Genomic DNA, 18,916 nt, shown 5'->3' with positions numbered 1-18,916 from the left:
CCAATTCCAAATACCTAATTATTTCAGAGGAATGTGCTCTTCACTTTCTCTTCCATATCTCCGTAATTGGCATTGTCTTTAATATTGTCGATTAAATAGTTTAATTCCTGATGAAGTTGAATGAGTTCTAGCGTTTGCTCTTCCGCCGCCAAATAGACAGGGATTTCACGATTCATTGCTTCTTTTAATGGAGCCCATGTATGTTCTCCTAAAATCAGATACGTAAAAGACTCCTCAGTCTCAAGTATGTAAACGAACGCAAAGTGATCAGAATCAACAAGCATTTGTCCTGATGCTTTTGCTTTTTGAATTTGCTCATCTGACTGGACCGTCAAGATCAGCCTGTCTTCTTTTAAAGTTGCTTCTGTGATTTCAATTCTGTTTTGCATCATGATCTCCTTTACAACAAAGTACAGCTTTATTTTATCATATCAAGTTCAATATTGATAAACCGAACTTTTTGAGAAAATTTGATTTCTCCATTTCGTTGTTCATTTTGCCTCATTTAGCATCTATATACGTCTCTTTTTAAGGAATAAATAAGAAAAAAAGACGCTTTTCATGTACAATAATCATATTTCCTCTAAATGAAAGGTTGATGTCAAAATGGCACAGGAAATTGAGATAGAACTAAAACAATTATTAATGAAAGAAGAATTTGAACAGCTAAAAGAATATTTTCAATTAAAGGACGAGGACTTCCACACTCAAACCAACTATTATTTTGATACACCTCAATTTGATATAAAATCCAAATTCGCTGCATTACGAATGAGAGAAAAAGGGGGGCAGTGGGTTCTCACATTAAAGGAACCGCATAAGATCGGCCTTTTGGAAACTCACCAAACGATCGATCCTCCCGCAAGTCTTGAACATTTCCATCTGCCAGAAGGTGAAGTGGCAGACAGATTAGTAAACCTTCACATCCAAAAGGATCAAATCGTGTATTTTGGTTCACTGGAAACGTCAAGAGCAGAAAAAATGATCAAAGAAGGCTTAATTGTTTTGGATCACAGCCGATATTTAACAGTAGAGGACTATGAACTTGAATTTGAAGTGAGCGATTTAGACATTGGACAAGCCGCTTTCACAGCATTGCTTCAGCAATTTCAGATCCCACCAAGACACACGAAAAACAAAGTCGTACGTTTTTATGAAGAAAAAATGAAAACAAAAGAATAGATGAATTCCTTGAAGGAGGAACATGATGAACGTCAATCAACTTCAATCCTTTATGCAGCTTCAAGCACTCAAAACGTTACAATCTGATAATGGACAAACACAACTCACAGCTGGACAAGAATCAAGCGCTGAGACTTCATTCCAGTCGCTGTTGCAAGATTTTTTAGGCGGATCAGAATTATCTCGTCTCCCGCTTTCCATTTCTGCTTTCATGGGGTCGGACCCATCAACGTCTCCGAACACGCAATATGCACGAATGAACCCATATTTATCTGCGATAGCAGGCAGTGAACAGCTTCAATCTCAGTCTCTTTATGCAAATGACAGCCAATTGAATACCGCAAATGGTATTGGAAACGTCTTAAATAACAGCTACACACCGCCGCTTCAAAAAGCTGTTTCAGGCTCTTCATCAAAAGAGATTAATCAGATCGTCTCACAAATGGCTCAAAAGCACGGAGTTCCAGAAAAGCTGATCCACGCAGTGATCAAGCAAGAATCCGGTTATCGCACGAATGCTGTCAGCCATGCAGGTGCACTTGGACTGATGCAGCTTATGCCGTCTACTGCTAAATCACTTGGCGTGAACAATGCCTTTGATGCTGCCCAAAACATTGAAGGCGGAACGAAGTATTTAAAACAAATGCTGCAAAAATATAATGGAAATGTCTCACTTGCCTTAGCCGCTTATAACGCAGGCTCAGGGAATGTAGATAAGTACGGAGGCATTCCTCCATTTAAAGAAACACAAAATTATGTAAAGAAAATCACAGCTCAATATTTCGCCTAAACCGAAGAGAATAACCTCTTCGGTTTTTTGTATGTCGCTTTTCACCCTTTTTTGACTGAATGTGTTATGATATGGTCAATTGAACACGGAACCTGTCTCCCTCACTATTCCCAAAGGACCAAAGCGGTTTGTTTGTGGAATTGAGTAGAGGTTGTTAAAATAAGTATACAAGAATAGAAACAATAAAATAGAACAAACTGAATATCACTTTTGAAATACATGAAATTCGCAATAGGGTGAGCCATCCTATTAGCTACGAGTTAAAGGAGTAGTCAACATGGTACAATCGTTTAACGCACCTTACGAAGCGGTTGGAGAGGAACTTCTATCGCAACTTGTTGATACTTTTTATGAAAATGTAAAGTGTCATCCTTTGCTTCATCCTATTTTCCCGGATGACTTAAAAGAAACAGCAAGAAAACAAAAACAGTTCTTAACTCAATATTTAGGCGGACCGCCGCTTTATACTGAGGAGCATGGTCACCCAATGCTACGGGCGAGACATCTCCCTTTTCCGATTACTGAGGAGCGGGCGGACGCATGGCTTGAATGTATGGAGGATGCAATGGATCAAGTAGGACTAACCGGCGATATTCGTGACTTTTTATTTGAGCGGCTGTCTTTGACGGCTCGTCACATGGTCAACCAAATACCTGAAAAGGACGGACGATCTTGAGCTGCAATCCGCATGAGCAATATTTCTCACATTGTCACGGACATCCTCAAAAGCCGATTGAAATCTATGTATTCATTGATCCTCTCAGCCCGGACTGCTGGTTATTAGAGCCATCAATTAAAAAGTTGAAAATGAAATATGGCCGTTTCTTCACTTTACGAACGGTTACAAGTTCTAGTATTAATGCTTTGAACCGGAAACGAAAAAAACATTTACTAACCGAAGCGTGGGGGAAATTTGCCACGAAAACTCAGACCAAAAAAGAACAAATGCTGTCTGAACAAATTGTGACATCACCTTATCTCGCCTCTCTTGCATTAAAAGCAGCTGAACTTCAGGGCAGAAAATGCGGAATGAAATTTTTACGACTCATTCAAGAATCGCTTTTTTGCCATCAGCAGGACGTCACCAGTGAACAAGTCTTGCTAGAAAATGCAAAAACGGCTGGACTGGACATTGAAGAGTTCCAGCGAGATATCCATTCTCAAAGTGCTGTCAAAGCGCTCCAATGTGATATGAAAATCGCAGCTGAAATGGATGTGTCTGAGCTTCCCACTTTCGCCTTTTTTAATACGATCAATGGTGAAGAAGGATTAAAGATTTCAGGTGCATATTCTTATGATATTTACGAGGAAATTCTCTTTGAAATGATTGGCGAAAAACCAACACCTTCAGAACGACCGCCAATTGAATGGTTTATCGCTTACTTTCAATTTGCATCAGCAAAAGAAATTGCCGTTGTATATGACCTGACACTTGAAGAAGTTGAACGCGAGATGAAAAAGCTCGCATTCGCTAAAAAGGTAGAACGTGTACAAGTACATCAAGAAATGTTTTGGCGTTATACAGAAGGAGACAATCATTCAGATCTTGATGTCTACCGCTGTGAGAATGAACATGGGTGCTGACCCATGTTTTTTTCTTCACCCCCAAAAGAACACTTGTTCTATTTATAAGTACGAAGAAACCGCGCCGGGATAAGCGCGGTTTCACTATGTCTTAACGACAACAAAGGGGATGGGAGAAATTTTTCACGGTCAAACAAAGGGGTAATGTTTGTATGTGATTAATTTCACATCTGTAGTATATCAAATTTTGTCGACTTATGACAACCGATATACTATATGTTCATATTTTTGTCACAAAACATAAGAGGACTGTCACTTTCATATAGTGAAAGTAACAAAAAAATGGGGGGATCTGCATGCGCAGCACAACCATTGGACTTGTTGCCATTGGCTTATGTTTCTGTTTAAATATATTAGGCTTAATGAAGATGCTGCCTCTATACCTGACATCTCCACTCCTATTCGCTTCCATTCTCTTTACACTCTATCGAATGAATCACCGAAAAACCTTCAAAGGTTTTAAAGCGTAATCATTGAATGTACAAACCTCGTTCATATAGACGAGGTCTAGCGTGTAGGCAAACCCTCGCATTCGGTGTCAGTCCTGCGTGCAAAGGTTTTCTATCACGCTAAAAAGAAGTCAAAGGGCTAAAATCAAGTTCATTTTAGCCCTTTGTCAACAATCTGGTCTTTTTTATTTCAAGAAAAAACTCCTGCCAAAAGGTGAGTTTGCACTCACACATCTGACAGAAGTCTTCTCGTTACTCACTAGTCTTTGAGATGAGCTCTTCCATTTCCTTTAATTTTTCTTCAAACAATTGACATGCTGCCTCAATTGGTTCTTTTGATGCCATATCTACACCAGCTTTTTTCAGCACGTTGATTGGATAGTCAGAGCTTCCTGCTTTAAGGAAGTCTGTATAGCGCTCCACTGCAGGTTTCCCTTCTTCTAAAATTTGTTTACTTAATGCCTGAGCCGCACTATAGCCTGTCGCATATTGATACACATAATAGTTGTAATAGAAATGCGGAATTCGCGTCCATTCTAATCCGATTTCCTTATCCACAACCATACCGTCGCCAAAATACTTCTTATTCAGGTCGTAATACAGGTTCGTCATAAACTCTGGCGTTAATGCCTCCCCTTCTTGCGCTTTCACATGAATCAGGTGCTCGAACTCTGCAAACATCGTTTGTCTGAATACCGTCCCTCTAAATCCTTCTAACAAGTGATTGAGCACATACAAGCGCTGCTTTTTGTCCTCTAAATGATTGAGTAAGTATTCGCCTAGTAATGCTTCATTTGTTGTAGAAGCTACTTCCGCTACAAAAATGCTGTAGTTTCCGTACGGATATGGCTGATGCTTTCTTGTATAGTAGCTATGAACAGAGTGACCAAATTCATGAGCCAGCGTAAATAAATTATCAATATTATTTTGCCAGTTCATTAAGATATAAGGATTCGTACCATAGCTTCCAGAAGAATACGCGCCGCTTCGTTTCCCTTTATTCTCATAAACATCTACCCAGCGATTTTCGAGTCCCTCTTTTAATACCGAAACATATTCTTCTCCTAATGGCGCTAACCCTTTCAGCATATAATCCTTTGCTTCGTCATAGGTCAGCTTCATGCCAGCATCTTTTACTAATGGTGTATACAAGTCATAATTGTGCACTTCATCAAGCTTTAATACCTTTTTACGCAATTCAATGTAGCGGTGTAATAAGGGTAAATATTGATGAACTGTATCAATTAGATTGTCATACACTTCTTCAGGAATACTGTTGCGTGATAGCGCTGCTTCTCTTGCCGATTTGTATTGACGTACTTTCGCATAAAAATTATCCTTTTTAATCGAGCCGCTGAGTGTAGACGCCAAAGTATTCTTATATTGATCATACGTTTTATAAACGGCTTTAAAAGCATTCTTTCTCACTTCACGATCATCACTGTTTAAAAAAGTAATGAAGTTGCCATGAGTAATTTTCTTTTCTTCTCCATTTTCATCCTTAACAGAAGGGAACGAAATATCTGCATTATTAAACATACTAAACGTAGTGGATGATGTTGATAAAGGTTCAGAGGCTTCAGCTAATAAAGCTTCTTGCTCCTCACTTAAAATATGCGGACGCTCTTTGTTAATTTCTTCGAGAGCGTGAGAATAAAGTTTTAATTCTTCTTTTTCCAAAATAAATTGCTGCAGCTTATCTTCTTGAATAGATAAAATCTCCGGAACAATATAGGCAGATGTACTAGACAGCTGTGTAAATAAATTGGATGCTTTATCATTTAAAGCCTGAAATGATGAATTTGTTGTATCTTCATCATATTTCATATGCGCATATGTATAAAGCTTGCCAAGCTTTTCAGAAAGTTGATCCTGAAATGTTAGGGCTTCATACAAGACATCAGCAGAATGGGCCAGCTTGCCTTTAAATTGGGCGAGCTTCGGAATTTCTTTTTTTACAGCTTCGAATTCCTTATTCCAAGAATCGACACTTTCAAAAATATCTTCAAGGCGCCATTTGTTTTCTTCTTTTACTTCGCTTCTGTCTGGTAAATGATTGTTGTTATTTTGTGAAGTCATATGAATCCCCCTTGCATGAGTTGTGTTGAACCAACCTTTCGGAAAGTGAAAGAAATTGGTGTTGTATTTATCTTCTTTGTTTTGAACTATGTTTGTCAAATCATATGCAGAAATAAATACCAAACAAACTAAAAAAATGAGAAAAAAGCGTTTCTTTCTATTCAATAGCAGCACCACCTTTTTCTTATCATGATCAAAGTGGGCATGAAACATGCTAATGAAATAAGAAAGCATCTCGTTTTATCGCTTCATCTGCTGTTCGTATAGGCTTTTGATTCGACGTTACTTGATAATTACCCTCTTTCGTCATGTATAAAAACCCTAGTTTCACAAGCGCCCGTACATATGAAATGATCACCTCTTTGATTTCTTCTATTGTGACATTGGTATATCGGAGCTTCACTTCTTTATTCTGGACACATCGCTCAATTTCTTTTAAAAGAAGATGAATGGTCACTTGTTCTTTTCCCGTTCGAACCATCCAATCATAAAGACATCCTTGCCACACATAAACAGGGCTTGAAAAGATATATGCTTCTGTCAGGGGGATAAATAATTCTGTCGGTAGAAATGGCCATGCTGTTTGATGATGCTCATAAAAAATGGTTCTTAAACGCTTGCTTTCATTTGCTAAAATGCGGGGTGGCCGCTCCCTAAATTGCCGAATACACTTGAGCCACTCTTTATACAATTGATGATTGCTCGAGGAAACAGATAAGAGTGCTGGTAGTTGGCGATAAGCTGAAGGCGGTCTAACGGTCATTGAAGCACATATTTTCGTTGGCTGAAACACGAGAAGTTGATCCAGGTGGATAAATCTATTTTGGATCGGACAATAAAAAATGAGTCTCCTATTCTTTGACTGCCTTAAAATTCCCCAATGAATGGAGGAGAATGAAAAGAGCTGGCCAGCCATTCGTTTTAAACGATTCGCCCCTATGATCCATATAGGATAGAGCCCCGCAGCACGGAGACCTTCCGTTCGTTTATGCAGCTCTTTCCACGAAATATTTGCGCATTGAAATTCAATGGCATAGCTTTTATTTTCTATATCGACGGTCACATCAGGGCGCTGCTGAATGTTTGAAACATATTTCTCTAGTAACGGCTCATATCCAAGCTGCGTGAGCCAATCATTAAGAGCAATCTTCCCTGCCTGATGATAAGCTGTTTCACCGGTGGACGCTAATGGACATGCCGAGAGCTGTTTATGTGCAAAATGATGGACACGATGCTCACCTAGCTTTAATAGAACCTCCTGCCTACATTCAGGACAGTAAAATTTGCATGTAGCTCTTACATGCTCTAGCCGCCTTTTAGTCAGATGTTGTGTGATGCGAATCAGCTTGCCATTCTCCATGATCGCTGCATTCATATATTTCACCCCTTGCTCTTTGATGACCGTATTATAGCTTTTTCTCTCATCAGGAAGCGAATATCGAAAATGAACTTTTATCGTATCAAAACGCGATTTTAACCTACTTTCCCTTATTAAAATAAAAAATCCCCCTTTTAGAAAAGGGGGAAAATACAATTTTTATAAAAGAGGTGATAATAATCTTGCTGTTGATTCAAACAGCCTCACCCTCAAAGGTCTCTTCGCAAATTCTTCTGGAACAATTTCATGCGACTGCTCTAAATCACCTAAGAAGTCGTTGACCAGCTTCTCTGTACTTTTTGTTTTATAGAGGAAAGCATTCACTTCAAAGTTCAGATGAAAACTTCTCATATCCATATTTGCTGTACCAATTGATGCTAGCTCACTATCCACAATGATAAACTTACTATGCATAAAGCCTTGATCATATTCGTATACCTTCGCACCTGCTTCTAAAAGTTCGGGGAAGTATGAACGGGACGCATGAAATACAATGCGTTTATCTGGATTTTTCGGTGCAATGATTCGTACATCGACTCCGCTCAAAGCAGCAATTTTCAGTGCGGACAAAATATCATCATCAGGTACAAAATAAGGTGAAGCAATCCAAATTGATTTTTTTGCTGAGATAATCATGGAGAAAAAGAGATTTTTAATGACTTCCCACTGTTTATCAGGACCACCCGCAATCATTTGTACGCCTTCTGCTCTACTCTCCATATGGCTGAAATCTTTAAAATAATCCACACCCGAGCACCTTTCATTGGTCATGTAATACCAATCCTGCATAAAAATCTGCTGCAAATCACGAACGGCCTCACCTTTAATCATCAGGTGCGTATCACGCCAAAATCCATATTGTCTGCTTCTCCCCATATATTCGTCCCCAATGTTAAGTCCGCCGACAAATCCTACTTCTCCATCAATCACCACGATTTTCCGGTGATTTCGGAAATTGATTTTATTATTTAATAAGGGCAGTCTCACTGGTAAAAACGGAACGATCTGCACGCCAGCCTTTTCTAAGTCAGCAATATATTGACGGGAAAGTTTTAGGCTGCCTACATCATCATATAAAAAGCGGACAATCACACCACTTTTTGCTTTCTCGATTAAAATGTCCTTTAATTCTTGTCCCAGATCATCATGACGGAGAATATAATATTCTAGGTGAATGTGATGTGTTGCTTTTTTGATCTCTTCAAAAATATGAGAGAACGTTTCTTCTCCATTGGTCAGAACTTTAGAGGATGTGCGATACGTAATAGGGGTATGTCCAAGTCTGTGGGCCAGCTTAAATAAGAGCTGCTGATGGTCACCCATATGAGTCATTTTTTCAATCGCTTCTCTGTGGATACGTTCATCTTCCTGGACAAGCTGTTCGTCTAGTACCGCTTTCTTTTCAAAAAGTCTGCGCTTTTTAATATTGCGTCCAAAGAAAATATAAAACAAAAACCCGAAAAGCGGAAAGCTCCCAAGCAGCACAAGCCACGTAATCGTTTGAGAGGGGTTTCTGTTTTCTAAGAAAATGACAAACCCGATGAAAATAATCGATAAAGTGAATAGAACACTGACGGAACTTAATACACTTACCGCTAGATCACCGGCAAAAATTTGGATAATCAAATAAGCACCTATCGTAATGATAAGAAAAAATAGAACTTTGACTACATTTCTCATTTCATTTTCTCCTTGCCGATCACTTTGTTTACTTTTTCATTCAGATAAAAAAGTCGATTCCTCTATAGAAATCGACTTTTGGTTGTTACGAGAAGTGCTGTTGAATCGTTTCAAGCGCATTCTCTTTGACAATCAGCTGACCGTATTCTTGCAGTCTGTAGATGCTGACCACTGATTCATGAGCATATTCAAGCAGAATACTAAGCTTATTCTCCACCTGCTCATCTGACAAATCCTCGTGGAAGTCAACATATAGATAATAACGGTTTTCAAACGAATATAAACTTGTCGTAAAATCCTGCATATTTAATTGAGAAAGTGCAATCAAATCTTCAAAGTCATCCATTTTCAATACGAACTGAAGTTGAAGTTTTTTGTCCTTCTCATTATGATCTTCTTGATCTTGCTCTTCTTTATGAAAATCATCAAGCAGAGCATCTAAACTTTCTTCATCTGTTTGATCTTTTTTATCTTCTGGAATCGGCAATTCGAGCTTTTGTCCATCTTTAGAAAGTTGGGCTTTTGTCACGACAATTTCAAGACCTTTATCAAGTGCCTGTACTTGAATCCAAAGTGGTCCCTCTACTGCAAATTCTTCTTCTTCGTGCACTTCGTCCATCACTTCCCAGAACAGCTCTTCACTGCGCTCACGATTATACCAAATCTCTTCACGGTCAAAACCGCGATCTTCAATATCACCGTAGGAAATATAAAATTTGACTGTATGTTCATTTATTCTTTCGATTTCCATTTTGCCAACCTTCCCTTCTATATAAGATGTTGAAGGGACATACAAGCTCCCAATTAATAGTACTTTACTACACTTTACCCGTTCCGTCTACATGTTAACCATTTAAAGAAATGAGGTATTGCTGTGTACTGTCTATTTTATGATAAAAGATGAATAAAAGAAATAAAAACGCATTTTTTGCAGAGAAAACTTGCAGAAACATATATTTGAATCGTCTTCATATATTGGTTGTACGAGCTATTTTAGTGAAATGAGGTGAACTGGATGGAAACAGAGTGGATCGTATCCTTACTGATGATTATTGGCATAGACCTCATATTAGGCGGAGATAATGCATTAATCATTGCGATGGCCAGTCGAAGCTTATCAAATGAAAAACGAAACAAAGCCATATGGATCGGCACACTTTTGGCAGTGCTGATGAGAATTACCATGACTGGTGCTGCCGTTTATTTATTGACCATCCCCTATTTGCAATTTATCGGCGGTCTCTTTCTCCTTTATATCGGATACAATTTGCTAATTGAACAAAAGAAAGAATCCATTCGGATTAAAAGCAGCGGCTCGCTTTGGCGTGCTGTTCAGACCATCGTGATTGCAGATCTTTTTATGTCACTTGATAATGTGATCGCTGTTGCAGGGGCAGCTAAAGGGAACATGGTGCTCACTGCCTTTGGCTTAATGATTTCAGTTCCGATTATTATTTGGGGGAGTAAGCTGATTCATGCAGCACTAACCAAGTTTCCGATTCTTTTATACGGAGGGAGTGCCCTTTTAGCTTTTACTGGCGGAGAAATGATTGTCCGTGATGTAAAACTGAATGAATTTATGGCGCAGCATACAACACTTGAATTGTTGCTTCCTTTTTTAACCGTCGCAACCGTTATTTTGGCCAGTCTCTTTTACGAACAAACGGCTGAAAATAAATAAAAAAAGCTGCCAAATGATCGGCAGCTTTTCGTGTTGTCTATTAGTTAGCAAGTCGCTGAGCTTCTCGAAGTTGGAATGTACGAACCGTTCTAGGAAGGAAACGTCTAATTTCATCTTCGTTGTACCCAACTTGCAGTCTTTTTTCATCCAAAATAATTGGACGTCTTAGAAGACCAGGATGCTCATTGATTAGTTTATACAATTGTTGAAGCGGCATTGTCTCAACATTTACATTTAGTTTTTGGAATACTTTAGAACGTGTTGAGATAATTTCATCTGTACCATCTTCCGTCATACGAAGAATCTCTTTGATTTCATCGATTGAAAGAGGCTCAGAAAAGATATTTCTCTCTTGGTATGGAATATTGTGCTCTTCTAACCACGCTCTTGCTTTTCTACATGATGTACAGCTTGGTGATGTGTATAATGTTACCATAAATCTTCACTCCTCAATTTGTAGAATGAATATTGATCTGTATTCTTAAATTAAAATTGTTCTAAATAAGTAATCTTTATAGTGATTATACTATAAAAAAGTAAGTGTGAACAGATTTTCTTGCAATTTTTGTGACAAAAACTAGACAATTTCATTCTTTTTGTGCTGATGTTTGAAGTCTGAACATTCTCATTTAGTCGAGATGATCGAAAATATTTTTTTGTTTTCTATTTTCAACGAGCTTCAGCACATCATCAACATCCTCATACGATTGTCCATACCATTCTTCGTCTTTATACGTATGGATTCTTTCGTACGTCTTTCTCATGGCCTCCATCATTTCTTCCTCATTATCTGTACGAGGCGACCAATAAAGAATTTCCATGCGGTTCACTTCATTCGTTGCAAGTGACCTGCGTTTATAACCAATTGATTCAGCATGCTTGAAGTGCTCTCTCTGATAAAACTTTAGGCGTTTTGCAGTATCTGCATCATCTTCATCTACAGGCTCGACCTCAAGCAAGATCGGTTTTCTTTTTTCCTTCAGCTTATGAATGAGCTTTGAGCCGAGGCCTTCACCTCTTGCATCCTTGGAAACAAATAAATAATCAATAAAGATGAAAGAATCAAATTCAGCGTACATCATTACATGATGAGGCCCTTCTTCTTTATGATAAATATCACTTCTTTCCTTTAATAAAGCTTCCATATGCTCTTTTGACTTCATTTCTTCTATCGGGAAGTATTCACTGAGCTTTTCATACCAATTCATGGATCCGCTCCTTATGATGTAGTTAAGAACCACTTCCTTATCTATTCCCGATTTCCTGCTATTTAAACGCCTGTACTAGTAAGACGCAACAATGCCTTTGGTGGTTTCACTTTTTTTCAAGAGAAAACAAAAAAGTTTTATATCGAACGATTCATGAGCATTTGAAAGCAAGCAAACAAAAGAAGTGTCATGGCGATCTGAAACATGATGAAATAAAGGTACTTCATACGCCGGACTTCTTCCTTCTGTTTATTCGTGCGCCGATACACAGCAAATTCAACCGAAAACGAAATGATGCAAATGAGCACTAAAAATGCGATCATCCACTTTCCTCCATTTGGTTCCGTTAAAAAAGATATTGAAAAAAGCATCGTGACGATAAAAAAGTGAAGACATGAATAGCGAAACGTCTTCCATAACAACATTTGATTTCCTCCTGGTTTACTCATTTTACATAAAAATTACCATCAACTTGTTTTTTTGTAAAATAAAAAAAGAAGCACTGATATCGCAGTGCTTCTTATCTGTTCTTATTGTTTTGCTTTGATCTCTTTGAATTCTTCCTCAGTACAGCTGACAAAGTGACCTGGCTTCACTTCACGAAATTCCGTATTTGTTCCTTTATGAACAGATGGATCGTATTTAATCCGTTTGCGGTTACGTTCATAATCAGGATCTGGAAGCGGAATCGCAGATAGTAATGATTTTGTATATGGATGAAGCGGGTTTTCATATAATTCATTCGCTGGTGCCAGCTCAACCAATTTCCCAAAATACATCACACCGATACGATCGCTGATATATTTCACCATGGAAAGGTCATGGGCAATGAATAAATACGTTAAGCCCTTTTCTTCTTGCAGTTCTTTCATTAAGTTGACGACCTGCGCTTGGATCGACACATCTAGTGCAGAGATTGGCTCATCGGCAATGATGAAATCCGGCTCAACAGCTAACGCACGAGCAATCCCAATACGCTGCCTTTGACCGCCTGAGAATTCATGCGGGTATCTATTCGCATGCTCTTTATTCAAGCCAACCGTTTCAAGCAATTGATACACACGGTCTTTACGTGCTTGCTTTGTTTTCGCAAGGCCATGAATGTCAATACCTTCTGCAATGATATCAAGCACTGTCATTCTAGGGTTAAGTGAAGCATATGGGTCTTGGAAAATCATCTGCATTTGGCGGTTAAATTCAAGCATTTTTTGTCTTGATTTCTTTCCGTGTACGCTTTCTCCCTTATAGAGAACTTCGCCATCTGTCGCATCATAAAGTCTTATGATCGAACGGCCAGTTGTCGACTTTCCACATCCAGATTCACCTACAAGTCCAAGTGTTTCACCTTTATAAATATCAAATGAGACACCATCAACTGCTTTTACAGTTCCTCTTGCTGTATGGAAATGCTGCTTTAAATTTTTAATTTCTAACAGTTTTTCTGCCATGCTATTCACCCTCTTTTACTAATACAGGTTTTTCGTAGCTACCTTCTAGTTCACGCATTCTCGCCTTTACGGAAGCAGGCGGTTCAACTTTAGGGGCATTCGGATGAAGTAGCCATGATTTCACATAATGCGTATCTGATACTTTGAACATTGGTGGTTCTTGTTCAAAGTCAATTTTCATTGCATAATCGCTCCGGAGTGCAAATGCATCTCCTTTCGGCGGGTTTGTTAAATCTGGTGGTGTTCCTGGAATCGCCGTTAGTTTCCCTTCAGCTCCTCCATCAGTGTCTAGGCTTGGCATAGATGCTAAAAGTCCCCATGTATATGGATGTTTCGGATTGTAGAAAATTTCATCAACAGTCCCTGTCTCCACAATCTGTCCAGCATACATAACGGCTACACGATCAGCAACATTGGCCACAACACCTAGATCATGGGTAATAAAGATAATAGATGTTTCGACTTTTTGCTGAATTTCTTTCATTAATTCTAAGATTTGCGCCTGAATGGTTACATCAAGTGCAGTCGTTGGCTCATCAGCAATCAATAGCTTTGGATCGGCTGCAAGTGCCATCGCGATGACAACCCTTTGTCTCATCCCGCCACTAAATTCATGCGGATATTGTTTGATTCTTTTTTCAGGCATTGGAATCCCAACAAGCTCTAAAAGTTCAATGGCTCTTTTTTCAGCCGCTTCTTTTGAGATTTGTTCATGCTTGAAAAGTACTTCTGTAATTTGTTTCCCGACCTTCATGGTTGGGTTCAAAGAAGTCATCGGATCTTGGAAGATCATCGAAATGTCTTTTCCTCGAATGGTTTGCATTTGCTTTTCCGTTTTCTTGACAATATCCTGCCCATCAAATAAAATCTCTCCGCGCTTGAAATAACCTGGCGGCATCGGGATTAATCTCATGATGGCCTGTGATGTTACACTTTTTCCAGAACCAGATTCACCTACAATAGCAAGTGTCTCGCCTTTATTTAAGTGGAAGTTCACACCACGAATGGCTTGAACCTCTCCACCATATGTTTTAAATGAGATTGCAAGGTCTTTCACCTCTAGAATACGTTCACGTTCCATCCTAATCACTCCTTATTTACGCAACTTCGGATCTAAAGCGTCTCTTAGTCCGTCTCCAACCACGTTAAAACCAAACATTGTAATACAGATAAATGCGGCTGGGAACCATAATCTCCATGGATAATACGTCATGGCCGGAATTCCGTCAGAAGCCATTGTTCCCCAGCTAGCTAATGGAGCCGGTACACCAAGACCTAGATAGCTTAAGAATGCTTCTGTGAAAATAGCAGAAGGAATCGTTAATGTCATTGTGACAAGAATGGGTCCCATTGAGTTTGGAATCAAGTGTTTAAATAAAAGTCTAGATGTTTTTGCACCTAATGTTTGTGCTGCAAGAACGTATTCTTGGCTCTTTAATTGTAAAACTTGTCCCCTAACGATACGTGCCATGTTAATCCAGCCTACGACTGTCATAGCAAGGATAATCGTTAATAATCCTTTTGGCAGAACCACCATCATTAAAATAACCATTAATAGTGTTGGAATTGCCCATAAAACGTCTGCGATACGCATCATGACTTCATCTGTACGGCCGCCTTTGAATGCAGCAATACTTCCCCAGATGATCCCGATGATCACGTCAAGAACTGCTGCAGCAAGACCGATGAAGATCGAAATTCTTGCCCCTACCCATGTACGAACAAACATGTCTCGGCCTAGATCATCTGTACCAAACCAATGCTCTTTTGATGGCGGCTGATCTGCATTAAGCAAATCTGTCGTTGAATAATCATATTTCGAGAACACTGGAACGAAAATGGCCAGAATCACAATAATGAAAATGATTGCAAGTCCAACCATTGCAAGTTTATTTGCACGGAAGCGAAGCATGGCATCCTTCCATAAAGATAGACTAGGTTTAGAAATTTTTTCAGATTCTGCTGCGTCAGCTGTCGCAGGCACAAATAAATCTTTTCTCATCTCTTCCATGTGTTAGACCCCTTTCTTCGCCTTCGTCAGTTTAATTCTAGGATCAATAATACCGTAGAGGACGTCAACAACTAGAATACTGACTAATAGAATAATACTGTAGAAGACTGTGACACCCATGATGACGGTGTAATCACGGTTTGTAATGCTTGTAACAAAGTGAGAGCCAAGACCAGGAATACCAAAAATCTTCTCCACGACAAAACTACCTGTTAACACTGAAGCAGCCATTGGTCCCATGTATGTGATAACAGGTAACAATGCGTTTCGAATGGCGTGTTTGATCGTCACAGCTGATTTTGTTAATCCTTTTGCTCTAGCCGTTCTAATGTAGTCACTATTTAATACTTCAAGCATACTTGACCGTGCAAGTCTAGCGATAAATGCCATTGGCATGAAGGAAAGTGCAATAGAAGGTAGTACGGTGCTTGCCCAAGACTCCCATCCTGCAACTGGGAAGATCGCTAAAAAGCTTGCCTCAGATGCAAATACATATTGTAATAGCGCCGCTAAGATGAAACTTGGAACTGAGATTCCAAAGATCGTTAAAATGGCAATCGTATAGTCTTGCCACTTGTTATGATAGAGCGCTGCAAGGACCCCAAACAATACACCAAATGCTAATGCGAGGAGAATTGCCTCAATTCCGAGGGTAAAGGAAACGGGGAATCCAGAACTGATTAAATCATTAACAGTTTGTCCTTTATATTTAAATGAGGGACCAAAATCTAATTTTGCAACTGAACCTAGGTAGCTCACGTATTGAACAAATAAGGGTTTGTCCAACCCGTAGTGCTCGTTTAGGTTTGCTTCAATTTCAGCAGGAAGTTTCTTCTCTCCAGAGAATGGACCACCAGGTGCTGCCTGCATGAGAAAGAAAGTTGCAGTTACAATAACAAACAGTGTGATTAAAATATATATTAATCGCTTACCGATATATTTAAGCAACGGAATTGCACCTCCATGATTTTACAACAATTTCTCTAATCAGCAAGAAAGGTATATGGAGAGACATCCTCCATATACCTTAAGATCCTTGCCGTAGATCTCTTACACTATAACTCTTACTTTTCGAAATGTGCCCATTTGTATTGAACATCACCAAGTCCAGATACAACCACACCTTTAAGTTTTGGATCTTGTACCCAAAGTTGAGTGTAGAAGTAAATAGGCGCTACAGGCATATCGTCGATGATGATTTTTTCTGCTTTTTTCAGCATTTCTTCACGCTTTGTTTTGTCTGTTTCTTTTGCAGAATCATTCAATAATTGTTTGTACTCTTTGCTTTCCCATCCAGTGTCATTGTTTCCACCGTCTTTATCTTTGTAAAGCTCAAGGAAGTTCACTGGATCGTTGAAGTCTCCTAACCAGCCCATACGTCCGATTTGGTAGTCTCCACTGTGGATTTTATCGATGTATACGTTCCACTCAGAGTTATCAAGTTCAACGTTCACACCTAAATCTTTTTTCCACATTTCTTGAATTGCTTGCGCAATCTTTTGGTGGCCTTCATCTGTGTTGTAAGACAATTTCAATGTTGGAAGATCAGAAACTGACTTATAACCTAATTCTTTCGCACCTTTTTCAAGAAGTTCTTTAGCAGTCGCTACATCATGATCTTTGAAGTAACCAGTTTTGTTATCCGTAAATCCTTCCATTGTTGGAGGAACGATTGCCATCGCTGGAACTTGTTCACCTTGCGTAATTTTGTCAACGATTGCTTGACGGTTGATTGAGTAAGCAAGGGCTTTACGGATGTTCGCATTGTTTAAAGGTTTTACTTTTGTATTGAATTTGTAGTTATAGATACCAGCGATCGTTTGAATTTCAAGACCGCCTTCTTTTTTCAACGTTTTTAAAGACTCAGTTGGAAGGCTTCCAGTTGGAGAACCAGCCCAGTCAAGTTCGCCTTTTTTGAACATGCTAAGTTCAGTGTTTGTATCTTTGATCATAGACATGTTAATCTTTTTCAATTTCACAGTGTCTTTATCCCAGTATTCATTGTTCTTTTCAAGTGTGATAGAACCGCCATGCTTCCATTTAGAAAGAACGAATGGTCCATTAGATACGTAGTTTTCACCAGCATTTGTGTACCAGTTTTTATTCTTTTCAGCCACTTTTTTGTTGACTGGCATATACGTATAGAATGCAGTTAGTTCAGTAAAGAACGGTGTTGGGTTCTCTAGCTCAACTACAAGCGTTTTGTCGTCTTTTGCTTTAATGCCAACATCAGAAACTTTTGCTTCCCCTTTGTTAGCAGCTTCAGCACCTTTAATATAATAAAGCTGGTAAGCATATTGAGATTCATTTTTAGGATCTAATGCCCATTTCCAAGCATATTCGAAGTCTTGTGCTGTGACAGGGTCACCATTAGACCATTTTGCATCACGAAGTGTGAATGTATAAGTTTTACCATCATCACTTGTTTTGATACCAGAAGCCATTGCGTTTTCTGGCTTACCTTCAGCGTTAATTCTTGTTAATCCCTCAAAAGTCTGACGGATGACACTTCCTGAAGTTGAATCATTTGCCAATCCCGGATGTAGAGAAAAAGGCTCAGTGGAGATATTCACATTTAATGTTGTTTTAGCCTCTCCAGAACTGCTCGTGCTGTCGCCTGATTTGTTTCCGCTGAAACCACAAGCGCTTAATACAAGTGTGAAAATAAGCATTAAAGTAACAACAGACCAACGCTTTTTCAACTGTATTCCCCCTTATAATATGTTTTTAGTTCAAAGGTCTCGATAGAAGATGAGATTCAGATTTAAGAAATAGCGTAAAAAAGTCCCTGAATAGCTTACTTTCTATTTCTTTTGTTTTTTCTGAATTTTCACTATGTAAAGAGCCTAGCACAAACGTGTGAACAAATTCATTATAATGAATAGAATAATTTATTGCAATATCAATTTCACATATTTTTAAAAAACGTAAATGGGGATAAAGATTGATTTTTATAAACTAAAGTCTCAATCACTTCAACAAATTAAAGCGTAAATTGATTAAAATAATTTAACAAATTCAGCAGGAATAATGTTTTATACATATAATTAATCATCCTTTTTTAAAAAATTCTGACAGATAGTTACTATTTTATCTAAAATTTTAAGTGTCAAACGACATGATGAGAAGGTCACAAATAGGCTTCGTGACATTTTCATGGTCATCCTTTATAATAGATAGACATACTGTTGCGATGAAAAAGAAGAGTACATATATTCACCATTTACAGAGAGTCTGCGGTCGGTGCAAGCAGATAATGGCATGTATGGAATGGGCTTTGGAGCAGCTAACCGAACACTTGACAGAGTCAGTAGGCTTAGACGGAGCAGTCTCCGATATCAACGTCTTGAGTGATTTCGTATTGAAATAACAAGGGTGGTACCACGGTTCATTCGTCCCTTTTCTGTTGAAAAGTGACGGGTGGGC

Annotated in this window: 19 protein-coding genes and 1 other annotated feature; of the genes, 6 read left to right on the top strand and 13 right to left on the bottom strand. The window is 38.8% G+C overall.

The genetic code is table 11. The features are described 5' to 3' along the window. Nucleotides 1-23: 23 nt before the first annotated feature. The gene (locus ES896_RS10360) at nt 24-389 is read right to left on the bottom strand and encodes a UPF0738 family protein (RefSeq protein ID WP_008348459.1); all 366 of its coding nucleotides are present in this window, start codon (nt 387-389) and stop codon (nt 24-26) included. A 217-nt stretch (nt 390-606) separates the two neighbouring features. Here ES896_RS10360 and ES896_RS10355 point away from each other — a divergent pair, with 217 nt between their 5' ends. From ES896_RS10355 to ES896_RS10335, 5 genes are all read left to right on the top strand, one after another. Then, complete coding sequence (locus tag ES896_RS10355) at nt 607-1,182, top strand: CYTH domain-containing protein (RefSeq protein WP_035700312.1); 576 nt, start codon at nt 607-609, stop codon at nt 1,180-1,182. Nucleotides 1,183-1,207: 25 nt separating this feature from the next. Beyond that, nucleotides 1,208-1,972 carry a lytic transglycosylase domain-containing protein gene (locus ES896_RS10350; RefSeq protein WP_008348461.1) on the top strand — a complete coding sequence of 255 codons (765 nt, stop codon included), beginning with the start codon at nt 1,208-1,210 and terminating at the stop codon, nt 1,970-1,972. A 277-nt stretch (nt 1,973-2,249) separates the two neighbouring features. Continuing rightward, nucleotides 2,250-2,648, top strand: coding sequence for a globin domain-containing protein (locus ES896_RS10345; protein WP_007499001.1), 399 nt, complete (start codon nt 2,250-2,252; stop codon nt 2,646-2,648). Beyond that, a complete protein-coding gene (locus ES896_RS10340) occupies nt 2,645-3,556 on the top strand; it encodes a ClpXP adapter SpxH family protein (RefSeq protein ID WP_007499002.1) in 912 nt (303 codons plus the stop codon). Before ES896_RS10345 ends, ES896_RS10340 begins: the two co-directional genes overlap by 4 nt. A 296-nt stretch (nt 3,557-3,852) precedes the next feature. Beyond that, a complete protein-coding gene (locus ES896_RS10335) occupies nt 3,853-4,026 on the top strand; it encodes a hypothetical protein (RefSeq protein ID WP_008348466.1) in 174 nt (57 codons plus the stop codon). Nucleotides 4,027-4,257: 231 nt separating this feature from the next. On the opposite strand, the gene pepF is transcribed toward ES896_RS10335, so the two are convergent. The 4 genes from pepF to mecA form a co-directional block, all read right to left on the bottom strand. Further along, a complete protein-coding gene (pepF, locus tag ES896_RS10330) occupies nt 4,258-6,084 on the bottom strand; it encodes an oligoendopeptidase F (protein ID WP_282900478.1) in 1,827 nt (608 codons plus the stop codon). A 214-nt stretch (nt 6,085-6,298) separates the two neighbouring features. Then, on the bottom strand, nt 6,299-7,459 hold the full coding sequence (locus tag ES896_RS10325) for a competence protein CoiA (RefSeq protein WP_135226778.1): 1,161 nt from the start codon (nt 7,457-7,459) through the stop codon (nt 6,299-6,301). Nucleotides 7,460-7,621: 162 nt separating this feature from the next. Continuing rightward, nucleotides 7,622-9,142, bottom strand: a complete 1,521-nt coding sequence (gene cls, locus ES896_RS10320) for a cardiolipin synthase (RefSeq protein ID WP_008348473.1) — start codon at nt 9,140-9,142, stop codon at nt 7,622-7,624. Nucleotides 9,143-9,227: 85 nt separating this feature from the next. Beyond that, nucleotides 9,228-9,893: an adaptor protein MecA gene (gene mecA / locus ES896_RS10315; RefSeq protein ID WP_008348474.1), complete on the bottom strand. Its 666-nt coding sequence runs from the start codon at nt 9,891-9,893 to the stop codon at nt 9,228-9,230. 264 nt (nt 9,894-10,157) lie between these two features. Between mecA and ES896_RS10310 the strand changes: the two genes are divergently transcribed. Continuing rightward, the gene (locus tag ES896_RS10310) at nt 10,158-10,823 is read left to right on the top strand and encodes a TerC family protein (protein WP_007499010.1); all 666 of its coding nucleotides are present in this window, start codon (nt 10,158-10,160) and stop codon (nt 10,821-10,823) included. A 40-nt stretch (nt 10,824-10,863) separates the two neighbouring features. Here the strand turns inward: ES896_RS10310 and spxA are convergent, their stop codons facing one another. From spxA to ES896_RS10270, 8 genes are all read right to left on the bottom strand, one after another. Next, the gene (gene spxA / locus ES896_RS10305) at nt 10,864-11,259 is read right to left on the bottom strand and encodes a transcriptional regulator SpxA (RefSeq protein WP_003211421.1); all 396 of its coding nucleotides are present in this window, start codon (nt 11,257-11,259) and stop codon (nt 10,864-10,866) included. Nucleotides 11,260-11,452: 193 nt separating this feature from the next. Further along, nucleotides 11,453-12,031, bottom strand: coding sequence for a GNAT family N-acetyltransferase (locus tag ES896_RS10300; protein ID WP_024720065.1), 579 nt, complete (start codon nt 12,029-12,031; stop codon nt 11,453-11,455). A gap of 137 nt (nt 12,032-12,168) precedes the next feature. After that, nucleotides 12,169-12,456: a hypothetical protein gene (locus ES896_RS10295; protein WP_025207152.1), complete on the bottom strand. Its 288-nt coding sequence runs from the start codon at nt 12,454-12,456 to the stop codon at nt 12,169-12,171. A 105-nt stretch (nt 12,457-12,561) separates the two neighbouring features. Further along, the gene (locus ES896_RS10290; protein ID WP_024720064.1) at nt 12,562-13,479 is read right to left on the bottom strand and encodes an ABC transporter ATP-binding protein; all 918 of its coding nucleotides are present in this window, start codon (nt 13,477-13,479) and stop codon (nt 12,562-12,564) included. A 1-nt stretch (nt 13,480) separates the two neighbouring features. Next, the gene (locus ES896_RS10285; RefSeq protein ID WP_007499018.1) at nt 13,481-14,560 is read right to left on the bottom strand and encodes an ABC transporter ATP-binding protein; all 1,080 of its coding nucleotides are present in this window, start codon (nt 14,558-14,560) and stop codon (nt 13,481-13,483) included. A 12-nt stretch (nt 14,561-14,572) separates the two neighbouring features. Beyond that, nucleotides 14,573-15,490, bottom strand: coding sequence for an ABC transporter permease (locus tag ES896_RS10280; protein ID WP_017360167.1), 918 nt, complete (start codon nt 15,488-15,490; stop codon nt 14,573-14,575). A 3-nt stretch (nt 15,491-15,493) separates the two neighbouring features. Beyond that, nucleotides 15,494-16,438, bottom strand: coding sequence for an ABC transporter permease (locus ES896_RS10275; protein WP_007499022.1), 945 nt, complete (start codon nt 16,436-16,438; stop codon nt 15,494-15,496). Nucleotides 16,439-16,554: 116 nt separating this feature from the next. After that, nucleotides 16,555-18,192, bottom strand: a complete 1,638-nt coding sequence (locus ES896_RS10270) for a peptide ABC transporter substrate-binding protein (protein WP_135226777.1) — start codon at nt 18,190-18,192, stop codon at nt 16,555-16,557. A 482-nt stretch (nt 18,193-18,674) separates the two neighbouring features. Next, nucleotides 18,675-18,893 (top strand) — a binding site (T-box leader). Nucleotides 18,894-18,916 lie beyond the last annotated feature (23 nt).

Origin of the sequence: Bacillus sp. 005/A4HT-01/001, assembly GCF_004634445.1 — a bacterium.
Lineage (GTDB): Bacteria > Bacillota > Bacilli > Bacillales > Bacillaceae > Bacillus > Bacillus altitudinis.
Note: the sequence above shows the minus strand (reverse complement) of the source record. Positions and strands in the feature narration are given on the sequence as shown.